The organism is Kitasatospora sp. NPDC041988 (assembly GCF_055588525.1).
Window position 1 is genome coordinate 60691 of record NZ_JBVJCO010000019.1, and the last position, 14298, is coordinate 74988.

Annotated in this window: 16 protein-coding genes; 8 read left to right on the forward strand and 8 right to left on the reverse strand. The window is 72.4% G+C overall.

From position 1 onward, the window contains the following. The first annotated feature begins 64 nt into the window (after positions 1–64). The gene (locus ACZ6NC_RS20260) at positions 65–328 is read left to right on the forward strand and encodes a hypothetical protein (protein ID WP_396320628.1); all 264 of its coding nucleotides are present in this window, start codon (positions 65–67) and stop codon (positions 326–328) included. 260 nt (positions 329–588) lie between these two features. Here ACZ6NC_RS20260 and ACZ6NC_RS20265 read toward each other — a convergent pair whose 3' ends face one another. Continuing rightward, on the reverse strand, positions 589–918 hold the full coding sequence (locus ACZ6NC_RS20265; protein ID WP_465734607.1) for a hypothetical protein: 330 nt from the start codon (positions 916–918) through the stop codon (positions 589–591). Positions 919–1147: 229 nt separating this feature from the next. On the opposite strand from ACZ6NC_RS20265, the gene ACZ6NC_RS20270 reads away from it, so the two are divergent. Then, the gene (locus tag ACZ6NC_RS20270) at positions 1148–1906 is read left to right on the forward strand and encodes a GntR family transcriptional regulator (protein WP_465734609.1); all 759 of its coding nucleotides are present in this window, start codon (positions 1148–1150) and stop codon (positions 1904–1906) included. A 166-nt stretch (positions 1907–2072) separates the two neighbouring features. On the opposite strand, the gene ACZ6NC_RS20275 is transcribed toward ACZ6NC_RS20270, so the two are convergent. Then, on the reverse strand, positions 2073–3740 hold the full coding sequence (locus ACZ6NC_RS20275; protein WP_465734611.1) for a fumarate hydratase: 1668 nt from the start codon (positions 3738–3740) through the stop codon (positions 2073–2075). Positions 3741–3954: 214 nt separating this feature from the next. Here ACZ6NC_RS20275 and ACZ6NC_RS20280 point away from each other — a divergent pair, with 214 nt between their 5' ends. Together ACZ6NC_RS20280 and ACZ6NC_RS20285 are read left to right on the forward strand one after the other, a co-directional pair. Continuing rightward, positions 3955–4644 carry a DUF1707 SHOCT-like domain-containing protein gene (locus ACZ6NC_RS20280; protein WP_465734761.1) on the forward strand — a complete coding sequence of 230 codons (690 nt, stop codon included), beginning with the start codon at positions 3955–3957 and terminating at the stop codon, positions 4642–4644. 305 nt (positions 4645–4949) lie between these two features. Beyond that, positions 4950–5294, forward strand: coding sequence for a WhiB family transcriptional regulator (locus ACZ6NC_RS20285; protein WP_465734763.1), 345 nt, complete (start codon positions 4950–4952; stop codon positions 5292–5294). Between the two features lie 123 nt (positions 5295–5417). Here ACZ6NC_RS20285 and glpX read toward each other — a convergent pair whose 3' ends face one another. Further along, positions 5418–6458, reverse strand: coding sequence for a class II fructose-bisphosphatase (gene glpX / locus ACZ6NC_RS20290; RefSeq protein WP_148643103.1), 1041 nt, complete (start codon positions 6456–6458; stop codon positions 5418–5420). A 236-nt stretch (positions 6459–6694) separates the two neighbouring features. Between glpX and ACZ6NC_RS20295 the strand changes: the two genes are divergently transcribed. Next, a complete protein-coding gene (locus ACZ6NC_RS20295) occupies positions 6695–7210 on the forward strand; it encodes a DUF4245 domain-containing protein (RefSeq protein WP_465734613.1) in 516 nt (171 codons plus the stop codon). Positions 7211–7332: 122 nt separating this feature from the next. On the opposite strand, the gene ACZ6NC_RS20300 is transcribed toward ACZ6NC_RS20295, so the two are convergent. The 4 genes from ACZ6NC_RS20300 to ACZ6NC_RS20315 all read right to left on the reverse strand — a co-directional run bounded on the left by ACZ6NC_RS20300 (position 7333) and on the right by ACZ6NC_RS20315 (position 10982). Beyond that, a complete protein-coding gene (locus ACZ6NC_RS20300; RefSeq protein WP_465734615.1) occupies positions 7333–7932 on the reverse strand; it encodes a malonic semialdehyde reductase in 600 nt (199 codons plus the stop codon). Positions 7933–8068: 136 nt separating this feature from the next. After that, positions 8069–8320 (reverse strand): exodeoxyribonuclease VII small subunit, encoded by a 252-nt coding sequence (locus ACZ6NC_RS20305; protein ID WP_465734617.1) that lies wholly within the window; start codon positions 8318–8320, stop codon positions 8069–8071. Positions 8321–8357: 37 nt separating this feature from the next. Next, entirely contained in the window at positions 8358–9572 is a 1215-nt protein-coding gene (gene xseA / locus ACZ6NC_RS20310; RefSeq protein WP_465734619.1) for an exodeoxyribonuclease VII large subunit, read from the reverse strand. 66 nt (positions 9573–9638) lie between these two features. Further along, on the reverse strand, positions 9639–10982 hold the full coding sequence (locus tag ACZ6NC_RS20315; RefSeq protein WP_465734621.1) for an APC family permease: 1344 nt from the start codon (positions 10980–10982) through the stop codon (positions 9639–9641). 87 nt (positions 10983–11069) lie between these two features. Between ACZ6NC_RS20315 and ACZ6NC_RS20320 the strand changes: the two genes are divergently transcribed. Next, the gene (locus tag ACZ6NC_RS20320; protein ID WP_465734623.1) at positions 11070–12044 is read left to right on the forward strand and encodes a 4-hydroxy-3-methylbut-2-enyl diphosphate reductase; all 975 of its coding nucleotides are present in this window, start codon (positions 11070–11072) and stop codon (positions 12042–12044) included. A gap of 194 nt (positions 12045–12238) precedes the next feature. Beyond that, entirely contained in the window at positions 12239–12985 is a 747-nt protein-coding gene (ppgK, locus tag ACZ6NC_RS20325; RefSeq protein ID WP_465734625.1) for a polyphosphate--glucose phosphotransferase, read from the forward strand. Positions 12986–13009: 24 nt separating this feature from the next. Here the strand turns inward: ppgK and ACZ6NC_RS20330 are convergent, their stop codons facing one another. Next, positions 13010–13717, reverse strand: coding sequence for a DUF6542 domain-containing protein (locus ACZ6NC_RS20330; protein WP_465734627.1), 708 nt, complete (start codon positions 13715–13717; stop codon positions 13010–13012). 115 nt (positions 13718–13832) lie between these two features. Here ACZ6NC_RS20330 and ACZ6NC_RS20335 point away from each other — a divergent pair, with 115 nt between their 5' ends. Next, a complete protein-coding gene (locus ACZ6NC_RS20335; protein ID WP_465734629.1) occupies positions 13833–14225 on the forward strand; it encodes a VOC family protein in 393 nt (130 codons plus the stop codon). Positions 14226–14298 lie beyond the last annotated feature (73 nt).

The following is a 14298-nucleotide window of genomic DNA, read 5'->3' on the forward strand; positions in this document are numbered from 1 at the left end:
CTGTCCGGGCGCCCGCGCCAAGCCGGTGGGGCTGAAGACATTTGTGACCGAAAGGCGGCCGCCCATGGCCAACAACCAGAGCGAGACCCCCGCGCCGACCACGCCGGCCCAGGAGGCCGCTGTGGAGGCCGGCAAGGCTGTCGAGGGCGCGGTGGCCGCCCCCTCGAACCCGACCGAGTACACCGAGCCGACTGCCGAGCAGAAGGCCGACCTGGAGGACGACCTCTTCGGCGACGAGTCCGAGCGCGTGGTGGATCCCGCCACCCCGGCCACCGGAAAGCCGGGCGAGGTCCGCGAGCCGCAGGGCATCATCTCCAGCCACCCGTAAGCGCTCTCGAACTTGATGCCCCGTGCCGGCGCCCGTGGTCCATGGGCGCCGGATCTGCCGAGATGCCCCGTACCCGAGTCCCGCGGGTCCGGGGCACTCGTCGTTCCGTGGCCGCCGGATCGGTCGTGGTGGACGGATGCACGGTGGCCGGTCCGGATGACGAGGATCAGACGGAGGTCGTTTCGACGGGCTGCTCGCTCACGGGGCCAGGTGCAGGAAGTGCCCCAGATGTCCACGACGTCCGCCACCGCCGCGCCTCGTCACGCCACCTGGCTCTCGTTGAGCCGGGAGTCCCGGTTGCGGGTGGCGAGCCGGGCGTGCAGGCGGGCGTGGTCGTCCGCCGCCGGGGCCCGGGCCGGGGCCGGGGTGGCGGCCGGGTCGGGGTCGTCGGGGTCTGCGGGGGGCTCGGCGGGCGCCGGGGCGACCTGGTCGGGCCGGGTGGTCCACTCGCGGCCGCCGTCCGGGGGTCGCAGGTAGTGCTCGCCGCCGAGGGTGTCCATGTAGATGCCGGTGCGGCCGGTCCTGGCGTCGAGGACGAGTTCACCTGCACGCGGTCGGTAGGCCGCGGCGTTGCGCTTACGGGTGCTCACCGCAGTGCTCCTTGCTCTGGCACGGGCGCGGCGGTGGATGCGCCGGCCCTGGTCGCTGTCGGTGCGTGTGTTCTGCTCGGCGACTACCCAGCATCTCTAGAGAAGCTAATATCTCTAGAGATGTCAACGGCCTGACCGGTCATACCGGCGTACTGGCTTGCCGGCGTACCGGCTTACCGGCGCCCCCCGGGCGCGCCTACGATTTCTGGCGAGGATGAGGGAGAGAGCGATGGTCGGCAGCAGTGGCGAGAAACAGCCCAAGTACCAGCGGATCGCCGACACGCTCAAGGCGGCCATCGACGCCGGCGAGTACCGCGCGGGCGACCGCCTGCCCGGCGAGAACGACCTCATGGACGAGTACGGCGTCGCCCGCATGACCGCCCGTCAGGCGCTCGGTGTCCTCCAGAGCGAGGGCATCGCGGAGGCGCGCCGGGGCGCCGGGGTTTTCGTCCGGGACTTCCGGCCGCTGCGGCGGCGCGGGATCCAGCGGCTCGCGCAGGGACAGTGGGGGTCGGGTCGGTCGATATGGTCGGCGGACATCGACAACCGGTCGCTGGTCGTGGACCAGGTCTCGGTCACCGAGCAGGGCGCGCCGGACCACGTGGCGCGGGTGCTGGGGGTCGACCCGGGGGCGCCGATGTGCGTGCGCCACCGACGGTTCGTGCTGGACGGCAAGCCGGTGCTGCTGTCGACGTCCTACCTGCCGGCCGGTCTGGTCGCGGGGACGGCCATCACCCGCGAGGACACCGGCCCGGGCGGCACCTACGCGCGCCTGGCGGAGATCGGTGCGAAGCCGGTGCACTTCCGTGAGGAGGTCCGCTCCCGGATGCCCAGTGCGGAGGAGAGCACCCGGCTGGAGCTCTCGGCGGGCACGCCGGTCATCCTGATCTGCCGGACGGCCTTCGCCGACGAGGGCCAGGTCGTCGAGCTGAACGAGATGACCCTCGACGCCGCCTCCTACGTCCTGGAGTACGACTTCGACGCGTGAGACCAACGGCCGGCGTCTGGTCGGGAACGCACGCCGCAGGCCGTTCTCACTGGTAGTGGAAGCGGGCCTTGAGGATCTTCACTTCCTTCTGAATCAGCCGGCCCGACGAAGCCGCCCCGGTCGCAGGCGGTGCGACCGGGGCGGCAGGCGTCGGGGAGGAGAGGGACTACTCCTTGGAGCGCACCCGCAGGCTGGTGATGAGCGGGCCCTCCGTGGTCTCGCGGAAGAAGTCGTTCCCCTTGTCGTCCACCACGATGAAGGCCGGGAAGTCCTCGACCTCGATGCGCCAGACGGCCTCCATGCCCAGCTCGGCGTACTCCAGGACCTCGACCTTCTTGATGCAGTCCTGGGCGAGGCGGGCCGCGGGGCCGCCGATGGAGCCGAGGTAGAAGCCGCCGTGCGTGGCGCAGGCGTCGGTGACCTGCTTGCTGCGGTTGCCCTTGGCGAGCATGACCATGGAGCCGCCGGCGGCCTGGAACTGGTCGACGTAGGAGTCCATCCGGCCGGCGGTGGTGGGCCCGAAGGAGCCGGAGGCGTAGCCCTCGGGGGTCTTGGCGGGGCCCGCGTAGTAGACCGGGTGGTCCTGGAGGTACTTGGGCATGCCCTCGCCGGCGTCCAGGCGCTCCTTGATCTTGGCGTGCGCGATGTCGCGGGCGACGACCAGGGTGCCGGTGAGCGAAAGCCTGGTCTTCACCGGGTACTTGGACAGCTCGGCGCGGATCGAGGACATCGGCTGGTCGAGGTCGATGCGGACCACGTCGTCGTCGAGGTGGTCGTCCGTGGTGTCCGGAAGGTACTTCGCCGGGTCGGTCTCCAGCTGCTCCAGGAAGACGCCCTCGGCGGTGATCTTGCCCAGGGCCTGGCGGTCGGCGGAGCAGGAGACGGCCATCGCGACCGGCAGCGAGGCGCCGTGGCGCGGCAGGCGGACGACGCGCACGTCGTGGCAGAAGTACTTGCCCCCGAACTGCGCGCCGATGCCGATCTTCTGGGTGAGCTCGGTGACCTTGGCCTCCAGCTCCAGGTCGCGGAAGCCGTGGCCGGTCTTCGCGTTGCCCTCGGTCGGCAGGTTGTCCAGGTAGTGCGCGGAGGCGTACTTGGCGGTCTTCAGCGCGAACTCGGCGCTGGTGCCGCCGATCACGATCGCCAGGTGGTACGGCGGGCAGGCGGCGGTGCCGAGGGAGCGGATCTTCTGCTCCAGGAACGAGAGCATGCTCGCCTCGTTCAGGATGGCCTTGGTCTCCTGGTACAGGTACGACTTGTTGGCCGAGCCGCCGCCCTTGGCCATGAAGAGGAACTTGTAGGCGTCGCCGTCGGTCGCGTACAGCTCGATCTGGGCCGGCAGGTTGTTGCCGGTGTTCTTCTCGTCCCACATGGTGACCGGGGCCATCTGGGAGTAGCGCAGGTTCAGCTTGGTGTACGCGTCGTACACGCCCCGCGCGACGGCGGCCTCGTCGCCGCCCTCCGTCAGCACGTTCTGGCCGCGCTTGCCCATGACGATCGCGGTGCCGGTGTCCTGGCACATCGGCAGGATGCCGCCGGCCGAGATGTTGACGTTCTTCAGCAGGTCCAGCGCGACGAAGCGGTCGTTGGGGCTGGCCTCCGGGTCGTCCAGGATGCGGCGCAGCTGGGCGAGGTGGGCGGGGCGGAGGTAGTGCGAGATGTCGTGCATCGCCTCGGCGGTGAGCAGCCGCAGGGCCTCGGGCTCGACCTGGAGGAAGGTGCGACCGCCGGCCTCGAAGGTGGAGACACCCTCGGAGGTCAGCTTGCGGTACGGGGTCGGGTCAGCGCCCAGGGGGAGGAGGTCGCTGTACTCGAAGTCTGGCGTGGGAGCCATGGGGGCGGTCCTTAGTGTTCCAGTGTGTCCGGCTGCGTCGGCGAAGCACCCTCAAGGGTAGGACCCGGCGAAACGTCGCACGCGGACAGGTCTGCCTGCGTGACCAGGGTCACTCGGACACGCGTACGGGGCTTGCCCCGATGGCTAGTCTTGGCCTGTGGACAACTCGCCGTCGAGAGACGACCAGGACGACCAGGGGCAGCCGCCCGTACCGATGACCAAGCCGGGGCCGGCGCAGCCCGCCCGGGCCGACCACGCCCCGGTGGCGGAGGCCGAGATGCGGGCCTCGGACGCCGACCGTGAGCGGGTGGCGGAGCTGCTGCGCGACGCCTACGCCGAGGGCCGGCTGGACGCGGAGGAGCACTCCGAGCGGATCGAGGCCGCGTACGGGGCCAAGACGCTCGGCGACCTCGTGCCGCTGACCAGGGATCTGCCGGTGCACCGGTCGATCTCCTTCGACAAGCCCCCGCTGGGCGAGCCGGGCCGGCGCCCGGACGGCCCGGTGCGGCTGCCCGCGCGGCAGGAGGCGCCGACCATGGTGGCGGTCTTCGGAGCCGCCGCCCGCAAGGGCCGCTGGCGGGTGGGTTCGCAGCTGCGCGCGGTGGCCGCGTTCGGCGGGGTCGAGATCGACCTGACCGATGCCGTCTTCGAGTCGCCGGAGGTGGTCATCGACGTGGTGGCGATCTTCGGAGGGGTGGAGATCAAGGTGCCGGAGAACGTCAGCCTGGTCGGCCACGGCGTCGGCATCTTCGGCGGTTTCGACGTCAAGGAGCAGACCGCCGCCGACCCGTACGCGCCGGTCGTCCGGGTCAAGGGCGTGGCGGTGTTCGGTGGTTGCGAGGCGCGGCCGCGCAAGGGCAAGAAGCTCAAGGAGTGGGTGCGCAAGCAGCTCGGCGCGGAGTAGGCCGGGCCGGCCCCGGAACCGGACGGGTGCCCGGGTGGGAGCAACTCCCGCCCGGGCACTCGGCGTTGCGTCCAGTGCACTCTGTAGTCGATTGCGTGCAGTGTGCATGAATCACGGCGCGGCGGGGTAGTTCCTCACGCACATCGCTTCTTGTACGGCTGCGCACCGGAGGCGGCCTGAGGCCGGCCCGGGGGGTGAATCGCGGGGGCTCGCAGCCGGGCAGGGGTGCGAGCTTCCCCGTGTCCGAGAGCCTCGTCAGGAGTACGGCCGTGCTGCATCCGATCGAGTCCCGCCCCACATCGCCCATTGCCGCCGCTCAGGTGCTGGAGCGCCGGCCCGACGCCCAGCCGCAGGGTGACGACGACCCCTGGCACACCGGCGCGGCCTGCCGCAGGGACGAGGTGGGGCTGTTCTTCGCGCCCTCCAAGGAGCCCACGGCGGCCCGGCTTTCGCGGGAGGAGCAGGCGAAGCAGGTCTGTGCGCGCTGCCCGGTGCTGCTGGAGTGCCGGGAGCACGCGCTGGCGCAGCCGGAGCCGTACGGCGTCTGGGGCGGGCTGACGGCCGCCGAGCGCCGGGTGGTGCTGGCCCGCCGCCGGCGCCGGGAGACGGAGCTGCGCGAGGCGGCCCGCCCCAGCCGGATAGCGGGCTGAGCGGGGGCGGCGGCCGAGCCCGGCCGGACCGCCGGCGACGCACGCACACGCGAACGCCCGCGGCCTCGGCGAAGGGGGATTTCGCCGAGGCCGCGGGCGTGGCCGACGCGGGTGCGTCCGGGGTCAGTTGGCGCGGTCGAAGTCGATCGCGCTGTAGGCCCGCAGCTTGGACAGCTTGTGGGTCGAGTGGATCTCCCGGATGGTGCCGCTCTTGGAGCGCATGACCAGCGAGCTGGTGGTGGCGGTCTCCTGGCGGTAGTGGACGCCGCGCAGCAGCTCGCCGTCGGTGATGCCGGTGGCGACGAAGAACACGTTCTCGCCGCTGACCAGGTCGTCGGTGGTGAGCACGCGGTCCAGGTCGTGGCCGGCGTCGAGGGCCTTCTGACGCTCGGCCTCGTCCTTGGGCCAGAGCCGGCCCTGGATGACGCCGCCCATGCACTTCATCGCGCAGGCGGCGATGATGCCCTCGGGGGTGCCGCCGACGCCCATGAGCAGGTCGACGCCGGTGCCCTCGCGGGCGGCCATGATGGCGCCGGCGACGTCGCCGTCGGAGATGAACTTGATCCGGGCGCCGGCCTCGCGGATCTCCTTGACCAGGCCCTCGTGGCGCGGGCGGTCCAGGATGACGACGGTGACGTCCTCGACGGCGCTGCCCTTGGCCTTGGCGACCCGGCGGATGTTGACGGCCGCCGGGGCGGTGATGTCGACGAACTCGGCGGCCTCGGGCCCGGCGACGAGCTTGTCCATGTAGAACACCGCGCTGGGGTCGAACATCGTGCCGCGGTCGGCCACGGCCAGCACCGCGACGGCGTTGTTCATGCCCTTGGCGGTGAGCGTGGTCCCGTCGACCGGGTCCACCGCGACGTCGCACTCGGCGCCCGTGCCGTCGCCGACCCGCTCGCCGTTGTAGAGCATCGGGGCTTCGTCCTTCTCGCCCTCGCCGATGACGACGACACCGTTCATCGAGACGGTGGAGACGAGCGTACGCATGGCCTTGACGGCGGCGCCGTCGGCGCCGTTCTTGTCGCCGCGGCCGACCCAACGGCCGGCGGCCATGGCGGCCGCCTCGGTGACCCGGACGAGTTCGAGCGCGAGGTTCCGGTCGGGAGCCTCGGGCGCGACCTCCAGGGCACTGGGGAGGTTGTGCGGGTACTGCGTGGTCATCGTCGTTACCTCTCTGTACGCGACGGCCAGTGAGCGCCCGACTACTGCCAGGTCGAACGCCGTGGTGAGGGTTCTGCGATCGTATCTGCCCACGAGATGACTGTCTGTGGCGCGGGTCGCCACCCCCTGCCGGAAACGGTTGGTTTGCCCCTGTTCACCCGTCCGGGGCCACCCCGGGTGCGGGTGGTCCGGGCCGGATGAGTCACCATGTGGGGGTGGCTGGAGAGAGCAGAGGCATGAGGGGCCGGCAGTCGGTACGGGACATGGTCCTGTCGATGCTGGCGGTCGGCGTCGTGGTCTGGATCGGGTACCTGTTCCTGCCGCACGACGCGAGCGGCGACGGTGTCCACACCAAGGAGTACCGGGTGGCCGCCGCCTCGGCGAAGCGTGCCGCACCGTACCCGCTGCTCACCCCGGAGGGCCTCTCCGACCGGTGGCGGGCCACCTCGGTGACCTACGACCCGGCGTCGCTGGGCAAGGGCAAGGGCAACGCCTGGCACCTGGGCTTCGTCACCCCGTCGGGCCAGTACGCGGCGGTCGAGCAGAGCGACGTCGACCGCGACGTCCTGCTCGCCTCGGCGGTGGCCGACGGCAAGCCGGACGGCACCTCGGACGTGGCCGGGCAGTCCTGGGAGCGCCTCCAGGGTCCCAAGGCGCGCGCCCTCATCACCCAGAGCGGCAACGCCACCACGATGGTCACCGGCACCGCGTCCTACGAGGAGCTGGCCGAGCTCGCGCAGGCCCTCAAGTAGGCCTCCCGGCCCTCAAGTAGGCCTCCCGGGCATCGGAACGAGCGCATGAGAAGGGCCCCGCACCGGCCGGAACCGGTGCGGGGCCCTTCTCGTGCGTCGCTCCCGCGTCATCGCATGGGCGATCAGACGGTGGTGACGACCTCGTCGTAGGCCAGGCGCGGCGAACGCGGGAACCAGGCGTCCTCGCCCGGCTTGCCGATGTTGACCACGGCCAGCACCGAGTGCTCGCCGTCGGCGAAGAACTCCTTGTTGATGCCCTCGGCGTTGTAGCCGGTCATCGGGCCGGCGGCCAGGCCGGCGGCGCGGACGCCGATGATGAAGTAGCCGGCCTGGAGGGCGCCGTTCATCGCGGCCGAGGCCTCGCGGACCGGGCGCTCGCTGAAGAACATGTCCTTGGCCTGGGGGAAGTGCGGCAGCTGGGCCGGCAGCTCCTCGTGGAACTCGTTGTCCACGGCCAGGATGGCGACCAGCGGGGCGGCGGCGGTCTTGGCCTTGTTGCCGTCCGACATGTGCTGCACGAGGCGCTCGCGGCCCTCGGCGGTGCGGACCAGGACGACGCGCAGCGGCTGCTGGTTGAACGCGGTCGGGCCGAACTTGACCAGCTCGTAGATGGCCTGGATCTGCTCCTCGGAGACCGGCTCGTCGGTGAAGGTGTTGGCGGTGCGGGCGTCGCGGAACAGCAGGTCCTGAGCGGCGGCGTCGAGTACCAGGGCGTCGGTCATGCTTGTCTACACCTCATGCGTCATACGGGACGGGGTTCGTCTGGACGACCGACCGTAGCCGATCACCTGTTCCCAACATGTGTGAACATTCAACTGTTCCCCGTGCCGGTGTGACCTCCATCACCCTGCCATCCGCCTACTCCCCGGCCGGCTCGCCCTCCTCGGCGGCCAGCGCGGCGTCCAGCCGGGCCCGGGCGCCGTCCAGCCAGCGCTGGCAGACCTTCGCCAGCTGCTCACCGCGCTCCCAGAGCGCCAGCGACTCCTCCAGCGACGTGCCGCCGTTCTCCAACTGCCGGACCACCTCCAGCAGCGCGTCCCGGGCGTGCTCGTACCCCAGCGCGTCGTCCGGCGTCCCGGGCACGGCCTGTTCCTCCTGCTGATCTGCCATGGCAGCCAGCGTAGGGGCTGGGGCCGACAGCGGGCCGCTACGACCGGGGATCGGCCGTCACACCGAAGCCGCCGCCCGCCACCCGGGCGTGCAGCGCGTCGCCGGCCGCGACCTGTGCCGGGTCGGTCACCACCGTGCCGTCGGCGCGCTGGAGCACCGCGTAGCCGCGCTCCAGAGTGGCCGACGGGGAGAGCGCGACCACGCGGGCCAGGGTGTGCCCGAGGTCGCTCTGCGCGTGGTCCAGCCGGTGCCCGAGGGTGCGCCGGCCCCGCTCCAGCAGGGCCGCCACCTCCTGGCCGCGCCCGTCCAGCATCCGGTGCGGCGCGGCCAGCGCGGGGCGGCTGCGGACGCCGTCCAGGCCGTGCTGCTCCCGGTCGACCCGGCCGAGCACGTGCCGCCGGGCCCGGTCGCGCAGGTTGCGCACCTTGGCCAGCTCCTCGCCGACGTCCGGGACCACCTGTTTGGCGGCATCGGTCGGGGTGGAGGCGCGCAGGTCGGCGACGAAGTCCAGCAGCGGCTGGTCCGGCTCGTGGCCGATCGCGCTGACCACCGGCGTCCGGGCCGCCGCGACCAGCCGCACCAGCCCCTCGTCCGAGAACGGCAGGAGGTCCTCGACGCTGCCGCCGCCGCGGGCCACGATGATCACGTCCACCTCGGGGTGCTCGTCCAGCTCCCGCACCGCCGCGCTCACCCGCTCCACCGCGCTGACGCCCTGCACGGGGACGTTGCGCACCTCGAAGCGGACGGCCGGCCAGCGCCGCCGGGCGTTCTCCAGGACGTCCCGCTCGGCCGCCGAGCCGCGCCCCGTGACCAGCCCGATGCACTGCGGCAGGAACGGCAGCGCCCGCTTCCGGTCGGCCGCGAACAGGCCCTCCCCGGCGAGCCGCCGCTTCAACTGCTCCAGCCGGGCCAGCAGCTCGCCCAGCCCGACCAGCCGGATCTCCGCCGCCCGCAGCGAGAGCTGGCCCCGTGCCGCGTACCACTCCGGCTTGGCGTGCACGATGACCCGTGAGCCCTCCTGCACCACGTCCGCGACCTGGTCGAAGACCGAGCGGAAGCAGGTCACGGTGAGCGAGACGTCCGCCTGCGGGTCGCGCAGCGTCAGGAAGACCACGCCCGCGCCCGGCCGCCGGCTCAGCTGGGTGATCTGCCCCTCCACCCAGACCGCGCCGAGCCGGTCGATCCAGCCGCCGATCAGCGCGGAGACCTTGCCGACCGGGAGCGGGGCTTCGGGGGAGCTGGTGTTGGCCATGCGTACGAGGCTAGCGGCGCAGGCCGACAGCGCATCGCGTCAGGCGCGTACCAGGGCTTCTCCGTCCTAGCGGCGGATGCCGGCCGCGGAGGCTCCCTGGACGGCGATCACCAGGAGCCCGGCCCCCAGCCAGACCGCGCCCGCGAGCTGCGCCGTGTGCGAGGCCTCGTAGACGACCGCCGCGATCACCGCGATGCCCAGCACCGGCACCACCACGTGCCGCAGCCAGTCCCGCGAGCCGTGTTTCACCACGTACCAGCCGATTACCGAGGCGTGCAGCAGCGCGAAGGCGGTCAGCGCGCCGATGTTCACCACCGAGGTGAGCTGGTCCAGTCCGTCGTCCCGGCCGGCCGCCCAGACCGCCGCGCCCATGGTGATCACCGCCGCCACCAGCAGGGCCCGGCGCGGCACCGCGCTGGCCGGGTCCACGGTGCCCAGGGCCCGGGGCAGCCGCCCGTCCCGGGCCATCGCGTAGACCAGCCGTCCGGCCGCCGCCTGCCCGGCCAGCGCCGCGAACGCCGCGCCGATCGCCTTGCCGGCCGCGACCAGCACGTGCAGCCAGTGCCCGATGCTGCTCTCCACGGTGTCGTAGAAGGCCGAACCCTGGGCGGCCGGGTCGGCGGCCAGCTGCTGCGGGGTCGTCGGCTCCAGCAGCGCCGCCAGGTAGGTCTGCGCCACGAACAAGGTCCCGGCCAGCACCAGGCACCAGAGCACGGCCCTGGCCACCGCCGCCGACGCGCCGACCGCCTCCTCCACGAAGGTCGCGATCGCGTCGAAGCCCAGGTAGGAGAGCACCGCCACCGAGACCGCCGAGATCACGGCGGTCAGCGAGAAGTCGCCGACCGCGGTGAGCGGGGTGTCCCAGCCGCGCTGGGCGCCGTCCCGGACCAGCACCACCACGGCCGCCACCATGAACACGGCCAGCACCACGATCTCCATCGCCAGCACCGCGAGGCCGACCACCGCCGCCGTCCGCACGCCGGCCAGGTTGAGCGCGGTGGTCACCACCACGGCCAGCGTCGTCCACACCCAGCGCGACACGTCCGGCACCAGCGAGTGCAGCGCGATGCCGGAGAACAGGTACGCCACCGCCGGGATCAGCAGGTAGTCGAGCATCGCCATCCAGCCGGCGATGAACCCCGGCCCCTCGCCCAGGCCGGCCCGCGCGTAGGCGAAGACCGAGCCGGTCTGCGGCACCGCGCGCACCATCTGGGCGTACGAGAAGGCCGTGAAGCCCATCGCGACGGTCGCCGCCAGGTAGACCGAGGCCACCGCGCCGTGGCTCTTGGCGTCCAGCACGCCGAACACGCCGACCGGTGCCATCGGGGCGATGAACAGCAGCCCGTACACCATCAGATCGCGGACACCCAGGCTGCGCCGCAGACCGCCGGCTTCGACTCGCTCGCTCATAGATTCCACATTTGAGCATCGGCGGCCGGTTCCGGTCCGAACGCGCCTCCCGTCGGCGCGGCTCGCCTCCGCCCGTACGATGGAGCCATGTCCAACACCGCGCAGCGCCGTGTCCTGCTCGCCGCCCCCCGGGGCTACTGCGCGGGCGTCGACCGCGCCGTGATCGCCGTGGAGAAGGCCCTGGAGCAGTACGGGGCGCCGATCTACGTCCGCAAGCAGATCGTCCACAACAAGTACGTGGTGCAGACCCTGGAGAAGCAGGGCGCGATCTTCGTCGACGAGACGGAGGAGGTGCCCGAGGGTTCGATCGTGGTGTTCTCCGCGCACGGCGTCGCGCCGTCCGTCCACGACGAGGCCAAGGCCGGCAAGCTCGCCACCATCGACGCCACCTGCCCGCTGGTCACCAAGGTGCACAAGGAGGCCGTCCGCTTCGCCGACGAGGGCTTCGACATCCTGCTGGTGGGCCACGAGGGCCACGAGGAGGTCGTCGGCACCATGGGCGAGGCGCCGGACCGGATCCACCTGGTGGACGGCGCCGAGGACGTCGCCAACGTCGAGGTCCGCGACGAGTCCAAGGTCGTCTGGCTCTCCCAGACCACGCTCTCGGTGGACGAGACCATGGCCACCGTCGGCGAGCTGAAGAAGCGCTTCCCGCTGCTGGTCAGCCCGCCCAGCGACGACATCTGCTACGCCACCCAGAACCGCCAGGTCGCCGTCAAGCAGATGGCGCCCGAGACGGACCTGCTGATCGTGGTCGGCTCCAAGAACTCCTCCAACTCCGTCCGCCTGGTCGAGGTCGGCCTGGAGTACGGGGCCAAGGCCGCCCACCTGGTGGACTTCGCCGACGAGATCCAGGAGTCCTGGCTGGAGGGCGTCACCACGGTCGGCCTGACCAGCGGCGCCTCGGTGCCGGAGATCCTGGTCGAGGGCGTCCTGGACTGGCTGGCCGCGCGCGGCTACGGCGACGTGTCGACCGTCAAGACGGCCGAGGAGCACCTGACGTTCTCGCTGCCCAAGGAGCTCCGCCGCGACCTGCGCTCCGAGGCCGTGGGCAAGCTGTAACCGCCGGGCAAGCTGTAACCGCCGCCTCCCGGAAAGCCCGGCCCCCTGTGGGTGCCGGGTTTTCTGCTGTGCGCGGCCGGGTGGGCTCTCGTAGTTTTGTGCCCAGGTATGCACAGGCCTGTGGACAACGCCGACCGCGGCGTCCGGCCCGGCCCGTGCGCGACGGTTTCGGCTTACGGCGGAGGGCGGTCGTCATGACGGCGGTATTCGGTGTGGACATCGGCGGTTCGGGCATCAAGGGCGCCCCCGTCGACCTCGGCCGGGGCGTGCTTGCCCAGGAGCGGCACAAGGTCCTCACCCCGCAGCCCTCCGCCCCGGAGGCCGTGGTCGCCGCCGTCCGCGAGGTGGTCAGACACTTCGACCACCGGGGCCCGGTCGGGCTGACCTTCCCCGGGGTGGTGGTGAACGGCCAGACCAGAACCGCGGCCAACGTCGACAAGGGCTGGATCGGCCTGGACGCCGAGGGCCTGTTCCGCGAGGCGCTCGACCTGCCGGCCACCGTCCTCAACGACGCCGACGCCGCCGGTTTCGCCGAACTCAGCCACGGCGCCGGGCGCGACCAGGCAGGCGTGGTGCTGGTCCTCACCTTCGGCACCGGCATCGGCAGCGCCCTCTTCGTGGACGGCACGCTGGTGCCCAACACCGAGCTGGGCCACCTGGAACTGCGCGGCAAGGACGCCGAGCGGCGCGCCTCCTCGGCGGCCAAGGAGCGGCACGGGCTGACCTGGGAGCAGTGGGCGGGGCGGGTCGACGAGTACCTCGACCTGGTGGAGATGCTGTTCTCGCCGCAGCTGATCGTGATCGGCGGCGGGGTGAGCCGCAAGCACGAGAAGTTCCTGCCGCTGCTGCGCGAGCGCGAGGCCCGGATCGTCCCTGCGGAGCTGCGCAACGACGCCGGGATCGTCGGGGCGGCCATGGCGGCGGCCCGCGCGTCCGCCTGACCTTCCTGCGGGGTGGCCGTCCCCTCAGCGCGCCCGGTGGATCCGCCGCTGGGCCACGAACCGGGCGAGGACGATCACGGCCGCCAGACCGGTGCCGGAGAACAACCAGCCGGCCCGCAGCGCCAGGCCCGTCGCCAGCGCCACCACCTGCGCGGTCACCCCCGAGGAGGCGACGGGGCCGAGCAGCAGCAGCGAGACGGCGAAGGCGATCGGCCCGCTGATCGGCGCGGCCAGCAGGTCGGCGAACCGCACCCGGACGGCCAGCTGGAAGCAGACCACCAGGTAGCCGATGCCGAACAGCACCCCGAGCCCGCCGAAGACCAGCCGGTCCAGGCCGGCCACCGCGACGGTCGCGACCAGGGCGGCCACGCCGGTGCCGACCGCGGTCAGCCGGGTGGGCCGCCCGTTGCGCCGGCGCCCGTAGAGGCGGCCGTTCGGGCGGCCGTCACCGCGTTCGCCGGTGCGTTCGGCCGCCAGCCCGTCCGCGCGTTCGCCGGTCCGCTCCCCGGGCCGCGCACCGAGCGGCAGGCGCAGCCGGGGCCGGGCGCCACCCGGGCGGACCCGGTCGGGCGTGCCGGCTACGGGGCGTAGCCGGGAGGCGGGGGCCGCGGAGGCTCCGGCCGCCTCGGCGGTCTCGGGGGCCCGCCCGGGCCCGGGGACGGCGGCCCCGGCCGCGCCGTTCGGCGGACGGCGTCTGGGCCCTGGCGGCTGGGTTCGGATGCTCTGCTCCACCCACCCAACGTACGGTCCGATCATCGCCACACTGTGTAATGGTCGTCGGGACCTTGCTCCGTGTCTTCGAACGGAGTACTGATGTGATCGTCGCTCAACTCCTCCAGGGGGACGCATGACCAGCGGGTTTGCCTTCGAACGGCTGCACCACGTCCAGCTCGACATCCCGGCCGGCGCGGAGGGCGAGTGCCGTGCGTTCTGGCACGGCGTGCTCGGCATGACGGAGCTGGCCAAGCCCCCGGTGCTGGCCGCCCGCGGCGGCTGCTGGTTCCGTGGCGGCGGGGTCGAGGTGCACCTGGGCGTGGTGCCGGAGTTCCGGCCGGCCCGCAAGGGGCACCCGGGCATCCAGGTGCGGGCGCTCGACGCACTCGCCGAGCGGTTGGCCGCACACGGTCATGAGGTCGTCTGGGACGACAACCTGCCCGGTCACCGCCGCTTCCACTCCAGCGACCGCCTCGGCAACCGCCTGGAGTTCCTGGAGCCGCTGCCGGCGGCGGCCGACGCCTGACCCGCTGCCCGTAGACTGGGGGATCGGCCCGTACGGTGCCGACCCAACTCCTCCAAGCCCACGGGACTGCGCT

Excerpts from the sequence above, each read along its gene's own strand:
- ACZ6NC_RS20260 (WP_396320628.1), top strand. The coding sequence starts at position 65 with ATGGCCAACAACCAGAGCGAGACCCCCGCGCCGACCACGCCGGCCCAG.
- ACZ6NC_RS20270 (WP_465734609.1), top strand. The coding sequence starts at position 1,148 with ATGGTCGGCAGCAGTGGCGAGAAACAGCCCAAGTACCAGCGGATCGCC.
- ACZ6NC_RS20275 (WP_465734611.1), bottom strand. The coding sequence starts at position 3,740 with ATGGCTCCCACGCCAGACTTCGAGTACAGCGACCTCCTCCCCCTGGGC.
- ACZ6NC_RS20280 (WP_465734761.1), top strand. The coding sequence starts at position 3,955 with ATGACCAAGCCGGGGCCGGCGCAGCCCGCCCGGGCCGACCACGCCCCG.
- glpX (WP_148643103.1), bottom strand. The coding sequence starts at position 6,458 with ATGACCACGCAGTACCCGCACAACCTCCCCAGTGCCCTGGAGGTCGCG.
- ACZ6NC_RS20295 (WP_465734613.1), top strand. The coding sequence starts at position 6,695 with ATGAGGGGCCGGCAGTCGGTACGGGACATGGTCCTGTCGATGCTGGCG.
- ACZ6NC_RS20300 (WP_465734615.1), bottom strand. The coding sequence starts at position 7,932 with ATGACCGACGCCCTGGTACTCGACGCCGCCGCTCAGGACCTGCTGTTC.
- ACZ6NC_RS20305 (WP_465734617.1), bottom strand. The coding sequence starts at position 8,320 with ATGGCAGATCAGCAGGAGGAACAGGCCGTGCCCGGGACGCCGGACGAC.
- xseA (WP_465734619.1), bottom strand. The coding sequence starts at position 9,572 with ATGGCCAACACCAGCTCCCCCGAAGCCCCGCTCCCGGTCGGCAAGGTC.
- ACZ6NC_RS20315 (WP_465734621.1), bottom strand. The coding sequence starts at position 10,982 with ATGAGCGAGCGAGTCGAAGCCGGCGGTCTGCGGCGCAGCCTGGGTGTC.
- ACZ6NC_RS20320 (WP_465734623.1), top strand. The coding sequence starts at position 11,070 with ATGTCCAACACCGCGCAGCGCCGTGTCCTGCTCGCCGCCCCCCGGGGC.
- ppgK (WP_465734625.1), top strand. The coding sequence starts at position 12,239 with ATGACGGCGGTATTCGGTGTGGACATCGGCGGTTCGGGCATCAAGGGC.
- ACZ6NC_RS20335 (WP_465734629.1), top strand. The coding sequence starts at position 13,833 with ATGACCAGCGGGTTTGCCTTCGAACGGCTGCACCACGTCCAGCTCGAC.